At 66.0% G+C, this 25,033-nt stretch carries 19 protein-coding genes, 1 tRNA gene and 1 other RNA gene; 12 read left to right on the top strand and 9 right to left on the bottom strand.

Features of this window, described 5'->3' with window-relative positions:
• Positions 1–11 precede the first annotated feature (11 nt).
• The gene (locus VZ068_RS02650; RefSeq protein ID WP_349656819.1) at positions 12–2,567 is read right to left on the bottom strand and encodes an RHS repeat domain-containing protein; all 2,556 of its coding nucleotides are present in this window, start codon (positions 2,565–2,567) and stop codon (positions 12–14) included.
• Positions 2,568–2,887: 320 nt separating this feature from the next.
• Positions 2,888–3,829 carry a DUF808 domain-containing protein gene (locus tag VZ068_RS02645; RefSeq protein ID WP_349656818.1) on the bottom strand — a complete coding sequence of 314 codons (942 nt, stop codon included), beginning with the start codon at positions 3,827–3,829 and terminating at the stop codon, positions 2,888–2,890.
• Between the two features lie 253 nt (positions 3,830–4,082).
• On the opposite strand from VZ068_RS02645, the gene VZ068_RS02640 reads away from it, so the two are divergent.
• Positions 4,083–5,807, top strand: coding sequence for an AarF/UbiB family protein (locus tag VZ068_RS02640; RefSeq protein ID WP_349656817.1), 1,725 nt, complete (start codon positions 4,083–4,085; stop codon positions 5,805–5,807).
• Positions 5,808–6,175: 368 nt separating this feature from the next.
• A complete protein-coding gene (locus VZ068_RS02635; protein ID WP_349656816.1) occupies positions 6,176–8,284 on the top strand; it encodes a phosphoglycerol transferase I in 2,109 nt (702 codons plus the stop codon).
• 534 nt (positions 8,285–8,818) lie between these two features.
• Here VZ068_RS02635 and VZ068_RS02630 read toward each other — a convergent pair.
• Positions 8,819–11,326 carry a DUF3772 domain-containing protein gene (locus tag VZ068_RS02630; protein WP_349656815.1) on the bottom strand — a complete coding sequence of 836 codons (2,508 nt, stop codon included), beginning with the start codon at positions 11,324–11,326 and terminating at the stop codon, positions 8,819–8,821.
• Positions 11,327–11,526: 200 nt separating this feature from the next.
• Here VZ068_RS02630 and VZ068_RS02625 point away from each other — a divergent pair, with 200 nt between their 5' ends.
• The gene (locus VZ068_RS02625; protein WP_259155887.1) at positions 11,527–11,868 is read left to right on the top strand and encodes an HPF/RaiA family ribosome-associated protein; all 342 of its coding nucleotides are present in this window, start codon (positions 11,527–11,529) and stop codon (positions 11,866–11,868) included.
• Between the two features lie 400 nt (positions 11,869–12,268).
• Here the strand turns inward: VZ068_RS02625 and VZ068_RS02620 are convergent.
• Positions 12,269–12,345 (bottom strand) — tRNA-Arg (locus VZ068_RS02620).
• Positions 12,346–12,637: 292 nt separating this feature from the next.
• On the opposite strand from VZ068_RS02620, the gene ubiA reads away from it, so the two are divergent.
• Positions 12,638–13,537, top strand: a complete 900-nt coding sequence (gene ubiA / locus VZ068_RS02615; RefSeq protein ID WP_259168623.1) for a 4-hydroxybenzoate octaprenyltransferase — start codon at positions 12,638–12,640, stop codon at positions 13,535–13,537.
• 239 nt (positions 13,538–13,776) lie between these two features.
• Here the strand turns inward: ubiA and VZ068_RS02610 are convergent, their stop codons facing one another.
• Entirely contained in the window at positions 13,777–14,502 is a 726-nt protein-coding gene (locus VZ068_RS02610) for a ComF family protein (RefSeq protein WP_259155889.1), read from the bottom strand.
• 49 nt (positions 14,503–14,551) lie between these two features.
• Here VZ068_RS02610 and bioB point away from each other — a divergent pair, with 49 nt between their 5' ends.
• From bioB to bioC, 6 genes are all read left to right on the top strand, one after another.
• Positions 14,552–15,586 carry a biotin synthase BioB gene (bioB, locus tag VZ068_RS02605; protein ID WP_349656814.1) on the top strand — a complete coding sequence of 345 codons (1,035 nt, stop codon included), beginning with the start codon at positions 14,552–14,554 and terminating at the stop codon, positions 15,584–15,586.
• Between the two features lie 193 nt (positions 15,587–15,779).
• Positions 15,780–16,985, top strand: coding sequence for an 8-amino-7-oxononanoate synthase (gene bioF, locus VZ068_RS02600; RefSeq protein WP_349656813.1), 1,206 nt, complete (start codon positions 15,780–15,782; stop codon positions 16,983–16,985).
• 324 nt (positions 16,986–17,309) lie between these two features.
• Positions 17,310–17,693 (top strand): hypothetical protein, encoded by a 384-nt coding sequence (locus VZ068_RS02595; RefSeq protein ID WP_349656812.1) that lies wholly within the window; start codon positions 17,310–17,312, stop codon positions 17,691–17,693.
• Between the two features lie 28 nt (positions 17,694–17,721).
• On the top strand, positions 17,722–18,483 hold the full coding sequence (bioH, locus tag VZ068_RS02590; RefSeq protein WP_349656811.1) for a pimeloyl-ACP methyl ester esterase BioH: 762 nt from the start codon (positions 17,722–17,724) through the stop codon (positions 18,481–18,483).
• A 44-nt stretch (positions 18,484–18,527) separates the two neighbouring features.
• Entirely contained in the window at positions 18,528–19,310 is a 783-nt protein-coding gene (locus tag VZ068_RS02585) for an SDR family oxidoreductase (RefSeq protein WP_349656810.1), read from the top strand.
• Positions 19,311–19,373: 63 nt separating this feature from the next.
• Positions 19,374–20,258, top strand: coding sequence for a malonyl-ACP O-methyltransferase BioC (bioC, locus tag VZ068_RS02580; RefSeq protein ID WP_259168612.1), 885 nt, complete (start codon positions 19,374–19,376; stop codon positions 20,256–20,258).
• A 169-nt stretch (positions 20,259–20,427) separates the two neighbouring features.
• Here the strand turns inward: bioC and VZ068_RS02575 are convergent.
• Positions 20,428–20,503: non-coding RNA, sX9 sRNA (locus VZ068_RS02575), on the bottom strand.
• A gap of 101 nt (positions 20,504–20,604) precedes the next feature.
• Between VZ068_RS02575 and lpxO the strand changes: the two genes are divergently transcribed.
• Positions 20,605–21,510, top strand: coding sequence for a lipid A hydroxylase LpxO (gene lpxO / locus VZ068_RS02570; RefSeq protein WP_259155899.1), 906 nt, complete (start codon positions 20,605–20,607; stop codon positions 21,508–21,510).
• Positions 21,511–21,902: 392 nt separating this feature from the next.
• Here the strand turns inward: lpxO and VZ068_RS02565 are convergent, their stop codons facing one another.
• From VZ068_RS02565 to VZ068_RS02555, 3 genes are all read right to left on the bottom strand, one after another.
• Positions 21,903–22,322, bottom strand: a complete 420-nt coding sequence (locus VZ068_RS02565; RefSeq protein ID WP_259155900.1) for a nuclear transport factor 2 family protein — start codon at positions 22,320–22,322, stop codon at positions 21,903–21,905.
• A gap of 241 nt (positions 22,323–22,563) precedes the next feature.
• A complete protein-coding gene (locus VZ068_RS02560; protein ID WP_259155901.1) occupies positions 22,564–23,181 on the bottom strand; it encodes a YdcF family protein in 618 nt (205 codons plus the stop codon).
• The gene (locus VZ068_RS02555; protein ID WP_349656809.1) at positions 23,166–24,125 is read right to left on the bottom strand and encodes a pyridoxal-phosphate dependent enzyme; all 960 of its coding nucleotides are present in this window, start codon (positions 24,123–24,125) and stop codon (positions 23,166–23,168) included. Before VZ068_RS02555 ends, VZ068_RS02560 begins: the two co-directional genes overlap by 16 nt.
• A gap of 158 nt (positions 24,126–24,283) precedes the next feature.
• Here VZ068_RS02555 and VZ068_RS02550 point away from each other — a divergent pair, with 158 nt between their 5' ends.
• On the top strand, positions 24,284–24,748 hold the full coding sequence (locus VZ068_RS02550; protein ID WP_259155903.1) for a hypothetical protein: 465 nt from the start codon (positions 24,284–24,286) through the stop codon (positions 24,746–24,748).
• Positions 24,749–25,033: the final 285 nt, after the last annotated feature.

Below are 25,033 nucleotides of genomic sequence, written 5' to 3'. Positions count from 1 at the left end.
TTGCAGCCCGACTAACGGCCAGGCCCGGAGCGCACCAACTCCAACGGCTTACCGAAGACGTCGCGGCTGATCGTGGTCGAAACGCCTTCCGGTTCGTCGATCCCTACAGGCGCTGCGTAGTTGGGCTGATCGAAGACCTGGAAGCGCTCGGTCGTCGCGTTGCCGCGGGGATTGGTGGTTCTGCGCTGAAACCCCGCCAGGTACGCGGTGGTACTTGCCAGCACGCCGCCCTCGGCGTCGTACTCCACACGGATCGCCCGCCCCAATGCGTCGTACTGGGTTCGCGTTCCTGGGACGGACTGGGTGTACGCAGAGATGCCGCGTTGCGGATAGGACTGGAACGCCAGGCGCCCTGCCCGGTCGTAACGCTTGATGACCTGCACCGCCGTCCCGCCCGGATCGGCCTGGTCGACTGTTTCTTCCAGTACCGGACGCCAAAGCGCATCGAGATGACTGGTGACCCGCTTGTTTCCCTCGGTCGTGATGACACGCCAGTGTCCGGCAGGAAGGCCAACCTCGGCGCTGGCGACAATCCGAAAGTCAGAGATCACTGGATTCCAGGCGATGCTGTCCCCAGCGGGATAGCCTAGACGCGCCAGCCGCCCCATCGCGTCGTAGCTGTATGAGCCCGAATAGCCATTTTCATCGGTGGTGGCGTTGATCCAGCCCATGTCGTCGACCACCGCAGACTCGACAGCACCGTCGGCGTAGCGAATGGATTCGGGAATACCGCGTTTCCACGATGGAATCGCCGTGGTGTTACCTGCACCGTCGGCTACGCTCGCGACCATGCCGTTGGCATGGTAAGCAAGTGTCTGCTGCAGCTTGCCGAAGGCATAGTGTCGCAACGGGAGCGCGGTGGCGGAGTCGTAGTCCGTATTGCTGACGACCCTTCCGGTGGTGTGGTTGAGCTGGCGCAGCGATTGCCCCATCACCCAAAGCGCCGGCTGGTCATGATAGGTCACCGTGTCCTGGCGACTGAATCCCAGGCTGCTCCATTTGGTCGTCGTCAGCGGGCGCGCCATCGCATCGAACGCATCCACCCTGCGATTGAAGACGACGCCATCCAGGGAAACGCTCGTTGCACTTTCGGGTCGCAGGTACTCGGAGGAAAAGCCGTCGCCCCGGTCCTGCTGTGTGCTGCCGATTTTGGCAGCGAATGGCTGGCCGTCGAACGGCCAGAGGTAATTGGTGGTCTCGACCTGCTGGATGGCAGCGGGACCCGAGCCGCGCTCCACGTTGAGAAGTTTTCCTTCGTTGTAGCGGTAGCTATTGCCGAAGGTGTAGCGAACCCAGATACCCTCGGGCTCAGTGACTTCGGTCACCTGGGTGCCGGAACAACTCTCGGACTTGCACACCACCGCCGCACAATCGCCACTGGTACAGGTGGGACCAGTGCCTGGGGCAAACGAGGCAACACCGCCATAGGCATAATTCCATTCCGCCGGATCGATACCAGGGCCGGACAGGCGCTTTCGGGTAAGCGCGAAACTGTCATAGGTCATCGCGTAGCGCGCAACGTCGTCGTTGGGATTATTGTTCGGGGTGGTGTAGTTGTTGCAGACACGCGGAACATTCGAACGCCCCCGACCGATCACAGAGACCGTGAACTCGCCCACTGCGCCGGAGGGATGGGTAATCGATCCCCTTGCATCCGGGGGACTGACGATGAAACCAGGGTAACCGCACGTACGGACAATATCTTCTGGCGACACCGCTTGCTCGTAGACGATTGCAGCCGCTCCCAATGCAGCTAGATCAAACGACCAGCGACTGCCATCGGGCAGATCGATTGCGGTCAGATAGCCAAGTTGGGTTGAGGGATAGGTGTAGTTGTAGATCCATGTCTGCGTCCCGCTGGTGATACGGGAGATATGTCCACGCTGATTGTAGGTCAGCGCAACGGATCGGCCATCGCTACTGGAAATGGAATTGAGCCGCGCGGGTGCATTCGCAGCATTGCTGTAGCTGTAAGTGATCCAATTTCCGAAACGGTCTTCGACACGCGTTGCGTAGAGAACGGCCTGGCGCCGACCCAGATCGCTGGTGCCACCGCTTGTGGGACGCTGGAGCGTAGGCTCCATGTATTGCGCCTGCCAGTCGAACCAATACTTCACACCGTCCGGACTGATCGCCAGGAATCCTTCGCCAGATGCGTTTTTTTGCTTGGGAATGCAGGAAAAATATGTGAAATCGGGAGTGACCCAGGTGTAAGGACCGCCGCTCGTCGGCTTGGGCAGACTGGCGTTGTTGGCAACAAGCATGTCTTGGCGCCCGCGGCCAGGGATGATGAGCTGATTGCCATGCCAATACTCGCTGGCCAGGAACATTGCCCCTCTTGCCGACGGAGCAGTGGGTGGCTGACCATTCCCATTGTGTGTGCAGGCGCTCGCCCAACCCGTTGTACTGGCAAACACGCCGGATAGGCGTGGCACTTCCAGGTCCCAATCGGCGAAGGAGAGATCGGTGAGACTATATCCCTGCCGGTTGGTAACCGTCAGGCTGCGGCCTATGCTGATCGCCAGCGAGTTGCCTGGCACATCCACATCGACATTCGAAAAACTCAACGTGCCGCTGTAAAGATCAACCTGGTCACCAAATAGCGTTGGCCCAGCGCCGTCAATGCCTGTCGGTTGTGAATTAGCTTGTCGTACTCCTCCCAAGGCGCTTTGACATTGGATTGAGCGCTTGCCAAGCCACAAAAGAATAGTCCTACGACCAGCGCAATCCCTGCACGGCAGATGCTCATTGCATGCCTCTTGAGACGTCCTTGATTTTGCGATCATCCAAATAGATCGTGACGTTTGTCAAGGATTAGCGCACGTTTTGAACCCTTGAAATGCATGCTTGGCGAAGACGTGCAATTCAAGGTGGCACGTTTGGGCTTTTAGTGCGCTGGCTTGTTCCCGCGCACCTTCTGGAAGCCGCTGACCACCGCCAGCACCACCGCACCGGCAACCACGCCGACCACCATATTGCCCAGCGCTTCGACCAGCCAGCCCATGCCGCCAGCGGACTTGGCCAGGTCCACCACCACGTGATGCAGCATGGGGATGTTGTGCACCAGGATGCCGCCGCCGACCAGGAACATCGCCAGCGTGCCGGCCACAGACAGGAACTTCATCAACCACGGCGCCGCCACCAGGATGCCGCGGCCCAGCGCGGCCAGCGAGGCGCCTTTCTTGGTCAGGTACAGGCCCAGGTCGTCCAGCTTCACGATGGCCGCCACCAGGCCGTACACGCCGATGGTCATCGCCAGGGCGATCGCCACCAGCACCGCCACCTGCTGCCCGAACGACACGCCCGCCACCACGCCCAGCGACAGCACGATGATCTCGGCCGACAGGATGAAGTCGGTGCGGATCGCGCCCTTGACCTTGTCCTTTTCCAGCGCCACCACGTCCACGCTCTCGTCGGCCAGCGCGCGGGTGCGTTCGGCATGCCGCTGCGCGTCTTCGTCTTCGCTGTGCAGGAATTTGTGCGCCAGCTTCTCCACGCCTTCGAAACACAGGTAGGCGCCGCCGATCATCATCAACGGCATCACCAGCGGAATGTTGTAGCCGCGCCCGCGCAACCAGGCCTCCAGCGCGCTGATCGCCAGGGCTGCCGGCACCAGGATCACCTTGTTGACCAGCGAGCCCTTGGCCACCGCCCAGACCACCGGCAGCTCGCGGTCGGCGGTCACGCCGGTCACCTGCTGCGCGTTGAGCGCCAGATCGTCGCCGAGCACGCCGGCAGTCTTCTTGGCCGCGACCTTGGTCAGGATGGAAACGTCGTCCAGCAAGGTGGCGATGTCGTCGAGCAGGGTGAACAGGCTGGCACCGGCCATGCGGAGGTCCTTCGTGGTGGTCGTGCGTGGGTGAATGTGAATTCTCGCCGATCCCGTGCCCGGATGGGGTGATGGCGCGCCATTGCGCGGTCGTTGCATGCCGTTGCCGGGCAATTGCCGGTGTTGCCTTCCCCTGGACAGACACGCGCCAACGCAGGCACCGGCAGCGCCCGCAACTGCGGCGGCGGGACCTGGGTTCACCGGCTGACGACCCGGCGCTGGCCACACTCGCTGCTCGCATGACGCACCGGAGATGGCCTTGAGTCCGAATGACCCGCACCGCACACCGGCCCCGGCGACGCACGTGGCCGACCATGCCGTGGTGGGCGGCATGAGCCGGCGGACGCAGATCCTGCGCCTGTTGCTGCGGTACCGCGGGTCGGGTGTGTTTGCCGGCATGAACCTGGATCCGGCCGCCATCAACGAGTACGAGGTGCCTGCCGAAGGCACGCCGGACCAGTTCGTCTCCGACCTGGAATCGCTTGGCCCCACCTTCGTCAAACTCGGCCAGATGCTGTCCACGCGCCCGGACATCGTGCCGCCGGAGTTCGCCACCGCGCTGGAGCGCATGCAGGAAAACACCAGCTCGGTCCCGGTGGAGCGCATCCGCCAGATCATCGAGCAAGAACTCGGCGTGTCGGTCAACAAGGCCTTCTCGCACTTCGACCCGGTGCCGCTGGGCTGCGCCTCGCTGGCGCAGGTGCACCGCGCCGCGCTGCGCGACGGCACGCCAGTGGCGATCAAGGTGCAAAAGCCCGAGGTCGCAGCGCAAGTGCGCTCGGACCTGGACGTGCTCAAGAGTTTTGCCACCGCCGCCGACCGGCTCACCGGCATCGGCCGCCGCGTGCGCTTTGCCGACTGGCTGGGCGAATTCGGCAAGACCTTGCGCGCCGAACTCAATTACGAAGACGAGGCCGAAACGCTGGTGCGCTTCGGCAAGCATCTCAAACCGTTTCCGTTGCTGTGGGTGCCGCAACCGATCTGGGATCTGAGCAGCCGCAAGGTGCTGACCATGCAGCTGGCCGAAGGCGTGCGCGTGGACAAGATCTCCGGCCTGCGCCGCACCGAGCAGCCGATGGACAACCTGGCGGCGGAGCTGGTCAAGGGCTACCTGGATCAGATGTTCGTGCATGGCGAAATCCATGCCGACCCGCATCCGGGCAATCTGCGCGTATTGCAGGACGGGCGGCTGGCCATCTTCGACCTGGGCATGGTCGCCCACGTGCCACCGCGCCTGCGAGAACGCCTGCTCAAGCTGTTGTTTGCCGCCGTCGACGGGCGCGGCGAAGAAGTCGCCGAAGAGACCATCGCGCTCAGTACGCGGCTGGAGGATTACGACGAAGACCGTTACCAGCGCGAAACCGGGCAGATGATCGCCCGCTACGCGGCGCACGACACCACCTCCGAAGGCCGCGTGGTGCTGGATCTTGTACGTATCGCCACGGCCAATGGCCTGCGCACGCCGCCGGAGCTGAGCCTGCTCGGCAAGACCCTGTTGAACCTGGAAGGCGTGTGCCGCGCACTGTCGCCCCATCTGGACACACGTCGCATCGTTGAGCGCCACCTGCAGCATGTGATGCGGGCGCGACTGAAGAAGTCGCTGTCGGCCGCCAACCTGGCCAGCGAAGCGATGGAACTGCAGCATCTGGTGCGGGAAGGGCCGCGCCGGATGTCGGAGATCCTGTCGCTGGCGGCGGAAAACCGCCTGCAGATGCGCGTCACCGGGCTGGAAGAATCGCATCTGATGGAAAGCCTGCAGAAGATCGCCAACCGCGTGGCGGCCGGCATCGTGACTGCGGCACTGATCATGGCCTCGGCACAGATGATGCGCATCGAAACCGGCCTGAAACTGTGGGGCTATCCGGCCATTGCGATGGTGCTTTTCCTGCTCGGCGTCTTCCTCGGCCTGGGCATCGTACTCAGCGCCCTGCTGTTCGACCGCCGCGTGCGTGCGCGCGAAGAACGCGGGCATCGATAGCGCCAAACACAGACCACACCCACGCGTAGGAGCGCACCCGGGCGCGACATCGCTTGCCAAGACAGCCCCGTCAAGCTGCCAAAGCAAATCGGGCGGTAAGGGGTTATCGCGATGTCGCCTTTATGCGAGAAGCGCGCCAAGTCCGGAATGCAGACACCGCAACTCTGTAGCGAGCGCCACAGCGACCAGATGTTCGACAGCGCGTCCAATCCGCCACGCTGCGACGACGGCTTAACGCGAACAAACATTTCAGTCAGCTTCAGCGCGGCATAGTCCGTCATCCGGGTGTCACATTGGGTGTGGCGCACAGGACATGGCGAGCAAGGCGTCCGGTACGCGCTCGCATCATTCCCCCACGGACGCTGCGCATGCATTGGATGTTGTTGTTTTCGTTGTTGCTCTTGCTGTGGCTGTTGGTCGCCTCGCCGCGACTGGCATGGCTCAAGGCCGGCCTGCTCTCGCTGTTTTTGCTGCTGCTCAGCGCCTGGGGCTTGATCGACCGGCTCAGCGGCGACGGCATCAATGCGGCCACGTTGTACCACCTGCGCGCAGACATGGACGGTGCCGGCGTCAGCGATTTTTCCGGCTATATCGCCGTGTTCATCGGCATGCTGCTGCTCTCGTTAAGCCCGCTCATCCTGGTCAGGGTGCGCCGTTTCCGGCGCCCACGCGGCGGCGGTGTGGTGTTCGGATCGTTTTTGGCGATGCTGTTGGTCAGCATTGCGGTGAGCCCGCTGTATCGCGACGGCAAGCGGCTGTACTACCAGCTGCGTCCGGTCGATTACGCCACCGTCGTGCCGGAATACCAGGTACCGCAGCAACCGCTGCAAAAGCGCAAGAACATCGTCTGGATCTACGGCGAAAGCCTGGAACGCACTTACTTCGACGAGTCGGTCTTTCCGGGCCTGATGCCCAACCTGCGCGCGCTGGCCACCGAGGCGGTGGACGTACGCAACCTCACCTCCACCGAAGGCAGCGGATGGACCATTGCCGGCATGGTCGCCTCGATGTGCGGCGTACCGCTGACCACCGCGCCCGGCGATGAAAACAGCATGGATCGCATGGGCATGTTCCTGCCCGAAGCGCGCTGCCTGGGCGACTACCTCAAGGACCAGGGCTACCGCAACCACTACGTGGGCGGTGCCGATGCCAGCTTTGCCGGCAAGGGCCGCTTCCTGTCCAGCCATGGCTTCGATGTGGTGCACGACGTCAGCTACTTCCGCGACAAGGGCGTGGCGCCGAAACACTTTTCCGCCTGGGGCGTGCACGACGATGTACTGCTGGACGATGCCTGGGACAGCTTCCAGACGCTGTCGCGCGCCGGCCAGCCGTTCATGCTCACGACGCTGACCATGGACACCCACCACCCGGCCGGCCATCTGCCGCTGGCGTGCAAGGGCCAGCACTACGACAGCGCGCTGGGCGACATCGGGCTGCTGCATGCGATCAAGTGCAGCGACCGGCTGATCGGCGAGCTGGTCACGCGCATTCGCAACAGCCGCTACGGCAAGAACACCATCATCGTGATCGCCTCCGATCACCTGGCCATGCCCAACGATCTTAGCGACGTGCTGGCCAAGCAGAAGCGCGAAAACCTGCTGCTGTTCCTAGGCAAGGACATCGCTCCGCAACAGCTGGTCACACGCGCCGGCAGCACGCTGGATTCGGGTGCAACACTTCTGCAACTGCTTGAGCCGGGCATGCGCACGCTGGGCTTTGGCCGCTCGCTGCTGGCCAGCGATGCGCCTCCCAGCGCCAGCGTGGCGGCCAGTCGCGACAGCGGCAAGGACTATCCGCGCTACCTCGCTTTCGCGCGCACGCTGTGGACCGGGCAAGGCACGCGCCTGCTGCGCGTCAACGGCAATGGCGATGTGGTGGTGGGCGTGCAGCAGGTGCGTCCGCCGGTGCTGCTCGAATACGACGAAGACACCAACCTGAAGACTGTGTATCTGGAAAACACTTCGCGTCAGTTCGACCGCACCCATACCGAAGGCACGCTCGCCTACGTCGACCGCTGCACGGCGTTCGAAGACGGCTCGGCCGATGGCGACTGGTGCGCGTTGGTGGTCGATCGCCAGCAAAGCATGAAGCTCTACCGCGACCAGGACCTGACCCGCGGCATTGCCGTCGATGCGCCCCTGGATGCCACACCGCAGGGCCCGCGCCCGCGCGTGCGCCAGCCGATCATGCTCACCCAGGCATCGCGCAAGACCGCTGCCGGCCGCTACATGCTCGAGCTCTACGCAAAGCGTCGCCCCACCCGCGCGTTCTGGGTGGAAGCGGTGTCGTCCGAGCGCAAGGTGGTGCTGGCCCAGCAATGGGTGGTGCCAGATGCCGCCGGACGTATCCGCATGCCGGTGGGTCTGGAGCATGCGGTGGAAGATCTGGAGATCCGCGCCTGGCTGGACTACACCGAAGACGTCAGCGTGGACGATCTGGCCCTGGTGAAACAGACCCAGGTCGCGGATCGCTCCTGAGTCGGGCCGTCGCCCTGGTCCGAGGCCAGGCGATGTGGATATGGATGTGGATGTGGATGTGGATGTGGATGTGGAAGAGGCAGAAGCAGAAGCAAGGGAAAGCAAGAGCGAGGCTGGAGCTGGAAGCCAAAGCATGGGATCTGCGGCCTGGCTGCAGGGCCCTTGCCCGCTCACCATCGCGGGACACGCCGCAAGTACGTCCCTGTAGGCTCTTACGCGGCATCCATGCCGCGTAAGGTCCCGCGACGGTGAGCGGGCAAGGACCTGTCGAGATGGTCTGTATGCATTTTTTATACAGCAGCCAGCACAGGGTCCTCACCGATTGCGGGACCGTGTGGCGGCATGGATGTCGCCACCTAGCCCCCAGGGACGGGTTTACGGCGTGTCCCCCAAGCGGTGAGGGCACCGCGCCCTCGACCAACCAGGCTGTTTGACTATCCGGGAACACCGCTGCGATTCGGAATCTCGGTTGTCTGCACCAGTTGGACGATGCCCACTGCAGCGCCTGTCCGCACGGTGCATGCACGCACCGGCTCAGTCTTCCGATGCAGGCGTTCCATCGCCCTGGTCACGCGCCACCGCTGCACCTGCACGGCTGAAGCGGATTTCCTGCGGCGATTGCAGCGCAATTCCCACCGTTTCCATCCGCTGCAACAACGCAAAGAACAGCTCGCTACGCACTCCGTACGAATCGCGCGGGCTGCGCACATAGGCGAACGAATTGAAGTTGACGTGCCCGCCGGCCAGCGAATCGATGAACACCGCGGGCGCCGGCTCGGCCAGCACCTTGGTGTGCTCGGCAAACAGTTCCAGCAGCATGTCGCGCACCTTCGCCACGTCGGTTTCCAGCGGCACCGAGAACTGCAGCTGCACCCGCCCCATCGGGTTGGACAGCGTCATGTTGCGCACGCTCTTGGTGATCAGTTCCGAATTGGGCACGATTAAGGTGGAGCGATCGCCTACCTGGATCTCGGTGGCACGCACGCTGATCTTGCGCACATCGCCTTCCTGGTCGCCAATCCGCACCCAGTCGCCGATCTTCACCGGCCGCTCGGCCAGCAGGATCAAACCCGACACGAAGTTTTGCGTGATCGCCTGCAGACCGAAACCGATACCCACCGACAACGCACTCAACACCAGCGCAAGCCGCTTCAAGTCCAGACCCAGCGCGGTCAGCCCCCACACCACCACCACCAACCAGCCCAGATAACGCGCCACCGTGCTGATCGAGTTGCGCGCGCCGGCATCGAGCTCGGTCCTGGGCAGATAGGTGTTGAGCAGCCACTGCTGCACCACGTGCACCACACCCAGGCCCACGACGAATACCAGCAACGCGCGCACGACCGCGGCCGGTGTGATGGTGAGCTCCTTGCCGATTTCGATGCCGTGCGAGACGTTCTCGGCCCAGCCGGTGACCGCCGAGAGATTGGCGCCATACGGCGTGACCAGCGCAGCGATTCCCAGCAGGATCAACACGACACGGACAACGGCAGACAGCAGCAGACCCAGCTGTACCAGACGTCCGCTGCCCAAGCCCGAGGCATGCGCCAACGCACGATTGAAGCGCCCTTCCGGATTGAACACCCAGGTCAGCAGGTCGTCGGCAAACACAACCAGCAAACCGAGCAGGCTGCAGATCAGCGTGATCCAGATGATCTGGCGCGCGATGAACAGCGATAGATTGAGATAGCCGAACAACGCCGCCAGCAGCGACACGATCACCGCCACATGCCCCAGCAGGCGGATCAGCACGATGACCCCGCCGCCACGCGAGACCACCGGTGGCGGCTCGCTGCTATCGTCGCTGGCGGCCCCGGCGCTGGCCGCGCGCGCGCGCAACGACAGGCTCAGGCCGGCCAGTGCCGACAGGATCAGGCCGGCGTACAACAGCGCGGCCACTGCGTCGGTCGCGGTGGCTGCGGCGGCACTGGTGCGCGCCACCTCGTTGAGCTTCATCGCCATGCCGCTGAACCAGCTCACCGCGGCGGTGGCCAGGCAATGCACGCGCAGCCGGTCGACGGTGGCGTCGTCCAGCGGGAACAACCGCCAGGTGGGTTGGTGCTTCATCAACAGACTGGCACTGAGCGAGCCGACGAAGGCCGCGATGAAGCTGATGAAGACGAGCGTATCCAGCAACTCGTCCAGATCGGCCGGCACCTGAGCTATGGCACGCAGGCTTTCGGCCAGCACCCAGGCCGCCATGCCCAGACTGAGCGTGCCGACCAGCAGGAACCACAGCGCCAGGCCGGAACGTCGCAACCGCCCGCCCGGCGCACGCGACGCGGCATAGCGCCGCCCCAGATGACGCAGAAACATGCGTAACGGGAAGGCCAGCAGCAGCGCGATCGCCACGCCAGTCACCAGGCCGCCTACGCCATTGGCAGCGGTGCCGGCACGCACCGCCTGGACCGCATCGTCGTACAAGCCGCGCAGACGGGTACGATCGTCCGGCCATTGCAGCGCGATCTGCGACCACAGTGCCGGCGACAGCGGTGAGGCAACGCGCGTGGACAGCTGCACACTGAACAGCTGCGCGCGTTTTTGTTCCAGGCGATCTGCCAGTTCGCGGGCCTGGGAGTCCAGGAGATTGGCGCGCTTGAACTCTGCATCCAACGCGCTTTTTTCTTTCTTTAACGCCTCGCGCTGCTTCTTAAGATCGGCCGCTTCGCCTTGCTGCGCATCACCCAAGCCGGCCAGCTGCGAACTGATTTGCTTCAGCGGTGGATCCAGCTGACGCGCCAGGTCCTGTGCCTGCCGCTGCGCCACCGTCACCTGGTCGGTCAACGCACGCAGCAGGTCGGTATCGGCCTTTTCCAGCCCGGCCTCGCCCTGGTCCAGCACCTTCTGCGCGTCGTCCAGCTGTCTCTGCGCGGTCTCCAGCAGGGAGTCATCGTCCTGGGCGAGCAGCGTGCCTGCACAGGCCAGCCACAGGACGCTGCACAGCAGCACCTGCAATAACACGCTCGAACGGGCGGACGGCACAGAACGAAATCGGAACACAGGCAGGCATCGGACAGGCGCAGGACCGCGCGGTGTCGGCATCTTAAGCCACCGCCCCCGCCCTGCTGCCCGCTGCTATGAGGGCGATTCATGCGGACGCAAGCGCAGCATCCGGGAGTGCGGCCACCAGCCAACCAATGCATGAACATGCGACGCCTTGTCACCTTGCGGCAACACCGGGCTGACGCAGAATCGAGTCACCGCTACGGCAGACGCAGCGGATGACCGCGAAGGAGAACTCCATGCAGATTCAGATCCAGACCGACAAGCACGTGCCGCATGACCCGTCCGTCGTGCAGCATGTCGAGAAGACCTGCACCGCCCAGCTGGCGCATTTCGCCAACGACATCACCCGCGTCGAAGTGCATTTGCGCGACGAGAACGGCCAACGCGGCGGCGCAGCGGATCGAACCTGCAGTATCGAAGCGCATGTCGCCGGCCTGCCGCCGATCGCCGCCACCAACAGCGCCGAAACCACCGCCTCCGCCGTCACCGGCGCCGCCCGCAAGCTACGCACCGCCATCGAGCACGCACGTGGCAAGCAGCACGCGAGAGCGACCGCGCCGGCACCGGACGGCATCTGATCGCTCAAGGGCAGGGCGTACGCGCCCTGCCCTTGAGCGAGTCCATCGCCGGAGTGGTTAGGCGCACCACGTTCTGAAATACATGCCGTGGGAGCAATTGACCACAGGCTGGAGAGCAGTCCGCAATAGACGCGTCACAGGGTCACTGGCGCACCAGGTGCAGGCCACAGCGCTCAGACACGAGGACATTCGGCCACCCTGGCTCTGCGACGTCGACGTCCGGTTCCAAAGCAGTGCAGCAGCGCTGCCAGCGCAGGACATCTCAGCCTTCGACACCAACGCTGGCGACATGCAGCCCCAGCGGCTGGACAGAGCCGCTCAAACACCTGCAACCCTGGCCCAGAAACGACTTCGGCCCGCTGCAGCGGAATGCCACTGCAGCGGACCGAACGATGCGATCTGGTGCGCCCGGAGGGATTCGAACCCCCGACCAATGGCTTCGGAAGCCACTACTCTATCCGGCTGAGCTACGAGCGCCTGGCCGCGCATTATGCCAGAACCCGCGCCACCCGCGTGATGCCTTCGGCCGCTGGCATCCGCAGACCCGCTGGCGGGCGGTGCCCAACCTGCCCCGCAGACTCCCTTATGCGCAGCCCACGCTAACAGGAGCAGCCGACACCGACGCAGCCACCAACCCCCACACGAACGGCTTCGCCGCAGTCCCGAGCACGGGCGCCTGTCCGCGCTTATCGACTGGCGTTCTTGCAGCCGGCACTTGCTGGCCGCACCCAGATGGCCGCATCCAGGGCGCGCTGCTACCCTTTGCAGCATGAGCAAGCATGGTTTCGAACAGGCACCGGCAGCGCCCGCGCTGACATGGTCCGAGCGGCTGGGGCAATACTGGAAGCTGGTCCGCGGCGATCGTCCGATCGGCAGCCTGCTGCTGCTCTGGCCCACCTGGTGGGCGCTGTGGCTGGCTGCGGGCGGCATGCCGCCGGTATGGACGTTGTTCGTATTCACCGCCGGGGTCTGGCTGACCCGCTCGGCCGGCTGCGTGATCAACGACTACGCAGACCGCTGGCTGGACCCGCACGTGGAGCGCACCAAGTCGCGCCCGCTCGCCACCGGCGCGGTGTCCGGGCGCGAAGCGCTGTGGGTGTTCGTGGTGCTGATGCTGGTGGCGTTCGGGTTGGTGCTCAGCCTCAACTGGCTGACCGTGGCGCTGAGCGTGCCCGGCGTCTTCCTGGCCGCGAGCTACCCCTATTTGAAGCGTCATACCCATCTGCCGCAGGTCTATCTGGGCATGGCGTTCGGCTGGGGCATCCCGATGGGTTTTGCCGCCATACAAGGCAGCGTGCCGTTGCTGGGCTGGCTGTTGTACGCGGCCAATATCCTTTGGGCGACCGCGTACGACACCTGGTACGCCATGGTCGACCGCGACGACGACCTCCGCATGGGCAGCAAGTCCACCGCCATCCTGTTCGGCAGGTTCGATCTGATCGCACAAGGCGTGCTGTATGCATCGATGTTCGCGGCCTTGGTGCTGGTTGGCTTGCGCGCCGGTCTCACTGTCGCTTACTGGGCCGGGCTGGGCATCGCAGCGCTGCTGGTGGCCTACGAATTCCGCATCGCCCGCCACCGCGAACGCGGCCCCTGCTTCCGCGCCTTCCTGCATAACAACTGGGTGGGTCTGGCGATCTTTGTCGGCATCGCCGCGGCGGTGCGTTAGAAGCCGGGATTCGGGATTCGCTAAAGGCTGTATGGCAGGCTTTCCGGGCAGGCGATGTCTTTGCAGAACCGCGCTGATGGACCACGCACCGACCTGTCCAGATAGGGCCCGGAGCGCTGAGGACCCCTCCGCAGGCGACAAGCCCCTCTCCTGCAGGAGAAGGGTTGGGGTGAAGGTACGGACCGATGCAACAAGACCGCACCCGCCCTATCGAACGCGCACCGCTCCCAGCCGCACCATCACGGCACCCGCGCGCACACCCAGGCATCGACCCGCTGCACCCCCGCGCGCCGCAAGGCCTGCGCTGCCGCGTGCAGCGTGGCGCCGGTGGTCATCACGTCGTCCACCAGCGCCACATGTGCGGGCAGGGCGCCGCGTGCGATGAAGGCGTCGCGCAGATTGCGTTGGCGCTCGACGGCATCCAGCTCCGATTGCGGCGCCGTCGCACGCACGCGGCGCAGCAACGGCAGGCACGGCAGCCGCAGCGCGCGGCCCAGCGGTTTGGCCAGCTCAAGCGCCTGGTCGTAACCGCGCTGGCGCAGCCGCTGCCGGTGCAGGCTCACCGGCACCAGGGCCTGCGGCCGCGGCAGGTGTGCGCAGCGCCTGGCCATCAGTTCGCTGAGCAGGCGTCCTGCTGCCAGGTCCTGATGGAACTTGAAGCGGCGCAGCAGCCCGTCCACCGGCCAGCGATACGTAAAGCACGCATGCACGCGCTGCAATGGCGGGGGCTGCTGCAGGCATTGCCCGCACAGCGCCACCCCATCGGAGGCGAACAGCTGGGTGGCACAGCACAGACAGGCGTGGCCGTGCTCCGGCAGTGCGGCCCGGCACGAGGGGCACAGGTCGCAATCGGACATGCCCGCTTCCGCGCAGACCAGGCACAGGCTTGGCAACAGCAGCCGCAACACCCGTTGCGGCCACCTGTAAACCGAGCCTACTTCTTCAAAGTTGACAGCCTCTTCCATGCTCACCAGACTGCCTGGCTTCCAAGCCGCTGACTGTCAGGAAACTCCGATGTCTGTTGTCGTACGCCATGACTGGGATCGCAAAGAGCTGCAGGCGCTGTTCGATCTGCCGTTCCCCGAGTTGCTGCATCACGCGGCCAGCGTGCACCGCGCGCACTTCGATCCGGCGCAGGTGCAGGTCTCCACGCTGCTGTCGGTCAAGACCGGCGGTTGTCCGGAGGACTGCGCTTACTGCCCGCAGGCGCAGCGCTACGACACCGGCGTGACCGCGCAGAAGCTGATGGAGACCGAAGAGGTCGTCGCCAAGGCCCGCCAGGCCAAGGCCGCCGGCGCCTCGCGTTTCTGCATGGGCGCGGCCTGGCGCTCGCCCAAGGAACGCGACATCCCCAAGGTGGCTGCGATGATCCGCGAGGTCAAGGCGATGGGTCTTGAGACCTGCGCCACGCTCGGCATGCTCGACGCCGGCCAGGCGCGCGCACTCAAGGACGCCGGGCTGGACTACTACAACCACAATCTGGACACCGCGCCGGATTACTACGATTCCATCATCCATACCCGCCAGTACCAGGATCGGCTGAACACCCTGGAGCACGTGCGCGATGTGGGCCTGAAGACCTGCTGCGGCGGCATCGTGGGCATGGGCGAGACCCGCGAGCACCGCATCGGCCTGCTGCTGGCGCTGGCCACCTTGCCTGCGCATCCGGACTCGGTGCCGATCAACCGGCTGGTGCAGGTTGCCGGCACCCCGCTGCACGGCACCCAGCAGCTGGACCCGTTCGAGTTCGTGCGCATGATCGCCGTGGCCCGCATCACCATGCCCAAATCGATGGTGCGCCTGTCTGCCGGCCGCGAAGCGATGAGCGACGAGCTGCAGGCGCTGTGCTTCCTGGCTGGCGCCAATTCGATCTTCTACGGCGAAAAACTGCTCACTACCGGCAACCCGGACACCGAACGCGACCAGGCCCTGTTCCAGCGCCTGGGCCTGCGCCCGATGCAGATCACCGTCGACGCCGCCGACCACGACCACCCCGGCACGGTGCATGCAGACATCACCTGCGGCACGGCGTGCGAACACGCGGCCTGACGACAGCGCATCCCGATCCAGGATGAGCCTGCACGGCGCCTGGCCGTTCTCACTGCAGAAGGGCCAGGCGCAGATCCAAACCGGCGCAGGCTCACCGGCAAGCCAACCCGCCCCACCGGCCGTCGGTGCCGGCTGGGCGATGTGACCGCGGCACGCTACGCTAGCGGCCCTTCTTTCGTTGTCGAACTCCCTCATGGCTCGCCCCGATCTGCACGAACGGATTTCGTCGCTGCGCAAGTTGCGCGTCGCTCAGGAACGGGTGCGGGTGCGGCGCCAGGTCGGCCGCCGCGATGGCGTGCGGCTGGAGATCGACGGCCGCTGGCTGACCGGTTTCTGCTCCAACGACTACCTGGGCCTGTCGCAACAGTTCGAAGTGGTCGCTGCCCTGCAGGACGCCGCCGCGCGCGATGGCGCCGGCGCGACCGCCTCGCATCTGATCTGCGGCCATCACACCGCACACGAAACGCTCGAGCGCGACATCGCCGAGTGGCTGGGCTACCCGGCGGCGCTGCTGTTCGGGAGCGGCTTCATCGCCAATCTCGCCGTGCAGCAGGCCTTGCTCAGCGAAGAGGACGATGTCTGCGTGCAGGACCGGCTCAATCACGCCAGCCTGCTCGACGCCACGCGCCTGGCCGGCTGTCGGCTGCGGCGGTATCCGCACCTGGACGTGGAAGGCGCCATGCGCCAGCTCAAGGGTGCCCCCGAGGGGGCGGCGATGCTGGCCAGCGACGGCGTTTTCAGCATGGATGGCGATGTGGCGCCGCTGCGCGCGCTGAGCCTGGTGGCACGCATGCAGGAAGCGATGTTCTATGTCGACGATGCGCACGGCGTGGGCGTCCTGGGCCCGCAAGGGCGCGGCTGCGTGGCCGACGCCGGCCTGGGCGTTGCCGAAGTGCCGCTGCAATTGGTGACCCTGGGCAAGGCGCTCGGCGGCTACGGCGCGGTCGTGGTCGGCGAAGAGGCGCTGATCCGCCATCTGGCCGAAACCGCGCGCCCGTACATCTACACCACCGCCCTGCCACCGGCGCAGGTCGCCGCCACCCTGGCCGCGGTGCGGCTGGCGCGTCGCGACGATTGGCGGCGTGCGCGCCTGGTCGAACTGATCGGCACCTTCCGCGATGGCGCGCGTCGGCATGGGTTAGAATTGATGGCCTCCGACACGCCGATCCAGCCGCTGCTGTACGGCGAGGAAGCCACGGTGATGGCGATGTCGGCCGCACTCGAACAGGCCGGTTTCATGGTCGGCGCGATCCGCCCACCCACCGTGCCCGAAGGCAAGGCGCGCCTGCGGGTGACCTTGTCGGCGCTGCACACACCGCAGCAGGTGCAGGCCTTGATCGAGGCAATCGTGCAGGCGCGCGATGTGGTCAGCCGGCAACCGCTGCGCGCCTCCGCTTGACGCGTAGCCGGGCAGCGCGCTCGTCGTGCGCAACGCCGGACCGGAGCGGCCAGCACCCAGACACTGGATGGCTCACGCAGACGGTTCGATGCGCGCGCATTTGCACGCACGCGTGCCGACTGCATGCAGACGTGCGTTGCCGCCGTTGATCGCGCGGCACATCACCGCACCACCCGTCATGCGCGAACAATCACAGGCACCGGCACTGCCGATCAAGCCACTGCGGCCTCGCTTCCACCCGAGTGCAAGCAACCGGAATGTCGGCAGCTCCGCACCGATGCCGCAGCATCCACATCGGCAAGCACTGCCCACGCACCCGCTGACATGGCAATGACCGCGCCCGAGACGCCAGTCGCCTCATCGGCGCAACGCCGCGTCTGGGAGGCGTTGTCGCTGCTGTATCTGGACAGCGCGTGCGATGGCGAAAACGCGCGCATTGCCCGGATCCTGGCGGCCTCGCCGTTTACGTTGCCGCAACTGCGCACGATGCTGCTGCACGAGGTGCACCCGGCGCTGATCGGCAACCTGCGCAGCGTGGCCGGTGTGTGGGAGGGCTTCGATCCCCAATGGCTGGCCGATGCGATCGCCACGCAGCGCGCGCGGCGCTGGCGCTGGCCGGATCGTTGGTGCTGGCGCAGGCATGCGCGACAGCAATGGGCGGTGCTGGCGCCTGCGATCGCTGCAGAGCGCGCAGGTTCTGCACGCTGAGCGCGCGCCAATCGGCGACAATCCGTGCATGCATATCGATGTCATCGGCCATGGGCCCGCGCTGGTTCTGCTGCACGGTTGGGCGTTGCACGGCGGCGTGTTCGCACCGCTGGTGGAGCGGCTGTCATCGCGTTATCAATTGCACCTGGTCGACTTGCCCGGGCACGGCTTCAGTCGCGACGACACCACGCCGTTGGCCTTGCCGTATGTGGTGGCCGCGATTGCCGCGGCCACGCCGCCGGCGGTGTGGGTCGGCTGGTCGCTGGGTGGGCTGTTTGCGCTGCATGCCGCCGCCACTCAGCCGCAGGTGCGCGGGCTGGCGATGATCGCGGCAACGCCGCGCTTCGTGCGCGGCGCCGATTGGGCGGATGCGGTCGAGCGCGAGGTGTTCGTGCAGTTCGGCCAAGACCTGGCGCGCGATTACCGCGGCACCCTGGAGCGCTTTCTGGCCTTGGATACCCTGGGCTCGGCGCATGCGCGCGCCGAACTGCGCAGCCTGCGCGAAACGCTCAGCGCACGCGGCGCGCCGGCGGCCGATGCCCTGCAACAGGGCCTGGGCCTGCTCGAACGCACCGACCTGCGCCGCGCGTTGCCGCAGCTGGCGCGTCCCAGTCTATGGATTGGAGGGCAACGCGACCGGCTGGTGCCTGCCGCCGCCATGCATGCTGCGGCCGCGCTCGCGCCACATGCGCAGGCGCTCACCATCGCCGGCGGCGGCCACGCGCCGTTTCTCGGCCACGCCGATCAGGTGGCCGAGGCGCTGCAACGCTTCGTTGCGTCCGTGCCGTGAGCAGATCGCCGATCATGCGACCTCGCTGATCGAGGACGCATCGCATGGATCTTGGAATCGCCGGGCGCTGGGCACTGGTCTGCGCCGCCAGCAAGGGCTTGGGCCTGGGCTGCGCCCGCGCCCTGGCACATGAAGGCGTCAACGTGGTGATCGCTGCGCGTGGTCGCGCCGCCCTGGACCAGGCCGCCGACAGCCTGCGCGCACTGCGCGGCGCCGGAGAGGTGCGCAGTGTCGTGGCCGATATCGCCACGCCGGAAGGACGCGCCGCCGCGCTCGCGACCTGCCCGCAGGTCGACATCCTGATCAATAACGCAGGCGGCCCGCCGCCGGGCGATTTCCGGCAGTGGGAGCGCGAGGACTGGCTGCGCGCGCTGGACGCCAACATGCTGGCGCCGATCGAGCTGATCCGCACCACCGTCGATGCCATGCGCGCGCGCCGCTTCGGCCGCATCGTCAACATCACCTCCAGCGCGGTAAAGGCGCCGATCGACATCCTCGGCCTGTCCAATGGCGCGCGCGCCGGCCTGACCGGTTTCGTTGCCGGGCTGGCGCGCAGCACGGTGGCCGACAACGTCACCATCAACAACCTGCTGCCCGGCCAGTTCGCCACCGACCGCCTGCGCGGCAACTTCGCTGCCATCGCGCAACAGCAAGGCAACACTGCGGAGGAGGTCGCCGAGCGCAAGCAGGCAGCCATTCCGGCAGCACGCTTCGGCGAGCCGGACGAATTCGGCGCGGCCTGCGCGTTCCTGTGCAGCGCGCAGGCCGGCTATATCACCGGGCAAAACCTGTTGATCGATGGCGGCAGTTATCCGGGCACGTTCTAGCGCACCAGCCCATCGCACGCATCGATTCCCTCCGCCTCGCCCACCGGCGACAATAGCCTGGCAATGAACAGCACTTTCGACCCCCGCCACGTCCGCCGCGCCTTCGCGCGGGCCGCCACTAGTTATGCCGCCGCCGCCGCGTTGCAGCGCGAGGTGGAAACGCGCCTGCTCGAATCGCTCGACTACCTGGGCGAGCAGGTGCCCAAGGTGGTGCTGGATGTGGGTGCCGGCCCCGGTCATGCCAGCGGTGCGATCAAGAAGCGCTGGCCCAAGGCCCAGGTGATCGCCCTCGACCAGGCCATGCCGATGCTGCGCCAGGCGCGCAAGGCCGCAGGCTGGTGGAAGCCGTTCGCGCAGGTCTGCGCCGATGCGCGCGCGCTGCCGGTGGCTGACGGCAGCGTGGATGTGATCTTCAGCAATCTGTGCCTGCAGTGGGTGGAAGACCTGCCGGCAGTGTTCGCCGGGTTCCGGCGCGCGCTACGGCCGGGCGGGCTGCTGCTGTGCTCGACCTTTGGCCCGGAAACCCTGATCGAGTTGCGCGACGCCTTCGCCCAGGCCGACACCGCACCGCACGTCAGCCGCTTCCCGCCGATCGCGCAGTTCGGCGATGCGCTGCTGATGTCCGGTTTCCGCGACCCGGTGCTGGACCGCGACCTGTTCACGCTCACCTATAACGACCTGCCGGCCTTGATGCGCGAATTGCGTGCGATGGGCGCCACCAATGCGCTCAGCAACCGCCGCGCCACGCTGACCGGACGCGGCCGCTTTGCCGCTGCCAACGCCGCCTACGAACCGCTGCGGCGTCCGGACGGCACCCTGCCCAGCTCCTGGGAAGTGATCTACGCGCACGCCTGGGCGCCGGCACCCGGCGCGCCCATCCGCGAGCAGGGACACGATATCGCCAGCGTCCCGGTAGCCTCGATCCCGATCCGCCGCCGCATCGACTAGCGGCGGTGCAGATCGCCGGCAGCAACGCAGCCGTTGCCGGCGAGACACACAGTTTTGCGACGACACCAATGCTGACCTGTCAGGCTCGGTCGCGACAACCGGTAGAATTCAGCAGTCAATGGCCGCATGTTCCTGTTGCGGCTTGCCTTTTCGACGCCTGAACCGGCGTGGTTAGCAAAATGCAGCACGCAGCCGTCAGGTGGCTGCAGACGGCGCGCAGGAATCTGCATGTACGCGTGGTACATGCCGGTTCCGAGTACCGGCAGCGCCCCCGCCCGGCTGCTGCACTGACGTTTTGATAGCCGCTCTTAGGTTTGCGGCCCCCGTCCCCCAATCGGCCTTCCCAATGTTGAAGTGGCTCATCATCGCGCTGTTCATCGCATCGGCGCTGTACATCCATTACCGCGGTCGCGTGCGCCACCGGCTCAGCCGGCAGTTGCTCGACCATTCCACCTTCATGGCGCCGATCAACGCGCTGATGTACCTGTGTTCGCGCGTGCCGACCACACCGTTCATCGATCCGGGCAAGGAATTCCCCGAACTGGCCCCGCTACGTGCCAACTGGCCGGTGATCCGCGATGAAGCGGTGGCGTTGCAGCAGATGCAGAAGATCCGCGCTGCCGACGGCTATACCGATATCGGCTTCAACTCGTTTTTCCGCCGCGGCTGGAAGCGCTTCTATCTGAAGTGGTACGGCACAGCGCACCCGTCTGCGGCCGAGCTGTGCCCGCAGACCACCGCGTTGCTGAAGTCCATCCCCACGGTGAAGGCGGCGATGTTTGCCGAACTGCCGCCGGGTAGCGAACTGCGTCCACACCGCGACCCCTTCGCCGGGTCCATGCGCCTGCACCTGGGCCTGGCCACGCCGAACGACGACCGCTGCTTCATCGACGTCGACGGCCAGCGGCATAGCTGGCGCGACGGCGAGTGGACCATGTTCGACGAGACCTACATCCACCACGCGCGCAACGACACCGACCAGGACCGCATCATCCTGTTCTGCGATATCGAACGCCCGATGCGCTGGCGCTGGGCGGCGGCGCTGAATCGCTTCGTCGGCCGCAGCCTGCTTTCTGCCGGCGCCTCGCCCAATCAGGAGGGCGACAAGACCGGTGGCATCAACCGCGTGTTCCGGTATTTCTACGCGGCGCGCCTGAAGGCCAAGGCGCTGAAGGAGCGCAACAACCCGCTGTACCAGGTGCTCAAGTGGAGCATCTTCGTGCTGGTGGTGGTCGGCATCGTGCTGCTGTAACGCCCGACCAAGCGCGTAGGAGCGCACCCGGGCGGGACCAGGCATTGCAGGGGACGCCTCATCGCGCGCAAGCGCGCTCCTACGCAGGTCTGGCCGTGCACGGCGATTGACCAACGCAGGCCGATGCACCGTATGCGGTAACACCGGCCCCTCCGTGTAGGAGCGCACCCGGGCGCGACAGGCATTGCCGGTGATGCCTCATCGCGCGCAAGCGCGTTCCTACGCAGGTCTGGCCGTGCACGGCGATTGACTAGCGCAGGCCAATGCACCGTATGCGGTAACACCGGACCACCCGTGCAGGAGCGCACCCGGGCGCGACCAGGCATGCCGGTGAGGCCCCATCGCGCGCAAGCGCGCTCCTACGCAGGTCTGGCCCGTGCCCGTCGATGCACTCAGCGCGATACCTGCGCGATCCATTCCTGCAGGTTGTAGTAGTTGGTGACGCGGGTGATGGCGCCGTCGTGCACATCGAAGAACGCACCGCCCGGCAGCACATAGGTCTGCCCGTTGGCTTCCGGCAGGCCTTCGTCGGTGGTGTGGTAGACCCCGTGCACCACGTACTCGGCACCTACGCGCGTGCCGTCGTCGTTGGCGGTGATCACGATGTCGCGCAGCTGCTCGCGGTAGCTGTCGTTCATGCGTTGCAGAAAGGCCGCGAAGTCCGCGCGGCCGATCTCGCGTGCCCCTTGATTGAGATCGTGCGCCACATCGTCGGCCAGGAACGCCAGCATGGCATCCCAATCGCCGCGGTTGAAGGCATCGTAATAGGCCTGGACCAGGCCGATGGCGCGTTGCCGATTGCTCTCGCTCATGCTCGAACCTGCCGCTGGGAAAGCCGCATCATAGAGCGGGTTTGGCGCGCGCGCTGGGATGCGGTCAGCGTCCGCTCCATCGCTTGCGCCTCCCATCCTCGATGGCCGCGCCGTTGTGCAGCGCACATGACCGAACCGCTGCGGCCAGCGCCCGACCTGTCGGTGCGATATGCCTGAGCACTCCCACCTGCCACCTGCCGGGCAGTGCCAGCTCGATGCCACCGGATGAAACGCGGCAGCGTCAGGCCCCCTGCACCACCAGATCGCGGTGGAAGAAGTAGACCTCCTGCAGCAGGAAGCGCCAGCTGGTGTGGAAGCTGCGAAAGCGCGTACTTGGCGTGGACGAGGCCAGCGCATCCACTCCCAGTTCCTGGCATAGCCGCAACGCGCGCGCCATGTGCAACGGGTCGCTGACGATGATTGCCCGGTGCATGCCGTGTCGCTCCATCAGCGCCCGCGCCTGCAGCAGGTTCTGGCGGGTGGTGCGCGAGCTGGTCTCGATCACGATCGCTTCCGGCGGCACGCCATGACGCAGCGCGTAGCGCCGTGCCACCTGCGACTCGGCAAAGCGCGCGCCATTGCCGAAGCCGCCAGTGAACAACAGCCGTGGCGCATAACCTTGCCCATACAGATCCAGCGCATGCCGGATCCGTTCTTCGAAGACCGGCGACGGGCGCGCATCGTAGGCGGCCGCGCCCAGCACGATGATCACGTCCGCCGGCGCCGCCTGATCGCGGTCGCCCACCCAGACGATCCAGCCGGCCACCGCCACCAGCCAGATCAGCGCCAGCATGCATAACCGCCAGCCCCAGCCCCACAGGCCGAGCCCGCGCGCACGCCTGCTCACGCGGCGGCCCACGGCAGCGCGTCCAGATCGACGTTGCCGCCGGACAGGATCAGCCCGACCCTGCGCCCGGCAAACCGCGCCGGCTCGGCCAGCACCGCCGCCAGCGTGATGGCCGAAGACGGCTCCACCACCTGCTTGAGCACCTGCCAGATCAGCCGCATCGCCTGTATCACGGCCGCGTCGTCCACCGTGATCACCTGCGCGTCGCCGGCCTGCAGCAACGCAAAGTTCGGCGCCCCGAGGGTTCCGCGCAGACCGTCGCAGACCGTGTCGGGCACGAAGTCGACCAGGCGTTGCCCGGCCGCCAGCGAGCGCGCGGTGTCGGCCGCTCCGCTGGGCTCGGCCAGCACCAGCGCGCAGCCCGGCGCAGACCGCAGCGCCAACGCCGCACCGGCCGCCAGCCCGCCTCCCCCGACCGGTGCCAGCAGCACATCCAGCCCGCCGCTTTGATGCAGCAACTCCAACGTGGCCGTGCCCTGGCCGGCGATCACGGCCGGATCGGTGTACGGATGCACCAGGGTCGCGCCACTGGTGGCCTGGACCTGGGCACACATCTGCTCGCGTGCCGCGATGGTCGGCGCACACCGCCATAGCGTGGCGCCATGCCGGGAGATATTGGCCAGCTTGGCGGCGACGGCACCTTCGGGCACCACCACATGACAGCCGATCCCACGCGTGCGGGCGGCCAGCGCCAACGCCGCGCCATGGTTACCGGAAGAATGGGTGACTACGCCGCGCGGCGCCAGATCGTCGGGCAGCGACCACACCGCATTGCAGGCGCCACGAAACTTGAATGCACCGCTGCGCTGCAGGTGCTCGGCCTTGAAGAACAGCTGCGCACCGCAGAATGCATCCAGGTGGTGCGAGGTCAGCAACGGTGTCGTCGCGCAGTGCGGCGCGATGCGCGCGGCAGCCTGCAGGACATCTGAATGGGCAAGAGGGACCGTCTCGATCATGCCTGCAAGATTAACGTATCGCTCCACTCTTCACGGCTCGCACGCACACCGCCTGCGCATGCTGGATCGATGAAAAAGCGCCACATTGCGGCACAGTTAAGGACCGATTCAACGCAACGGTTCGAAAGTGGGATCATGGCTGCAGGAGGGCACCATCCATGAAATTCCGTCTGATCTTCGCCGCCGGGCTACTGGCCCTGAGCGGCTGCGCAACCTACGACTACACCGGAGGTGGATCGGGTGGCTATTACCGTGGTGCGCCCGCCGTGCAGTATCGCTATCCACCGGGGTACTCGCCCTACTCCTACGGCGGCCCATACGGCGCTCCCTATGGTGCCGGTGCGATCGGGCTATACGACTACCCGGTGTATCCGGTGTATCGCGGCGGTGGCTACTACTATCGACCGTACGATCGCCGCCCGCAGTACCGGCCGCAGCGCCCGAACGGCTCGTTCAACCATGGCCCGCGGCCGAGCGGACCACGGCCGCAGCGCCCGAATTCGCCACCGGCGACTGGCGCGCCGCCCGCACGGCCGCCGGCACGGATCGGTGCACCGCCACGTGTGATTCGCGAAATCCAGCGCCAGACCGCGCCACGCAACCCCCGCCAGCAAATTCCGTGACAAGCTGACTGCGACGCGCCCCACAAATGCCAACATTGGGGGCTTGCGTTCAGCCAGCACTTGGTTGCAAGCTAGGTGCTCTGTGTGACCTGCCGCGTCATGTTCTGACACGGCCCGCCTCACTGACAGACTTATGTCGATGTCCGACAGGGAAATCTGGATCCCCCCTGTTCCGGCCCTGTCGGATATCGGCGCCTTCAATGCATAAAGCCCCGGCATGCCGGGGCTTTATGTTTTTGTCGCACCAGAGGCGGTGTCGCTTCAGGGCCGTGCGGGTCTTACGCT

Source organism: Xanthomonas sp. 10-10, from assembly GCF_040182365.1.
Classification (GTDB): Bacteria; Pseudomonadota; Gammaproteobacteria; order Xanthomonadales; family Xanthomonadaceae; genus Xanthomonas; species Xanthomonas arboricola_F.
This window is presented reverse-complemented; position numbering and strand designations above follow the sequence as displayed.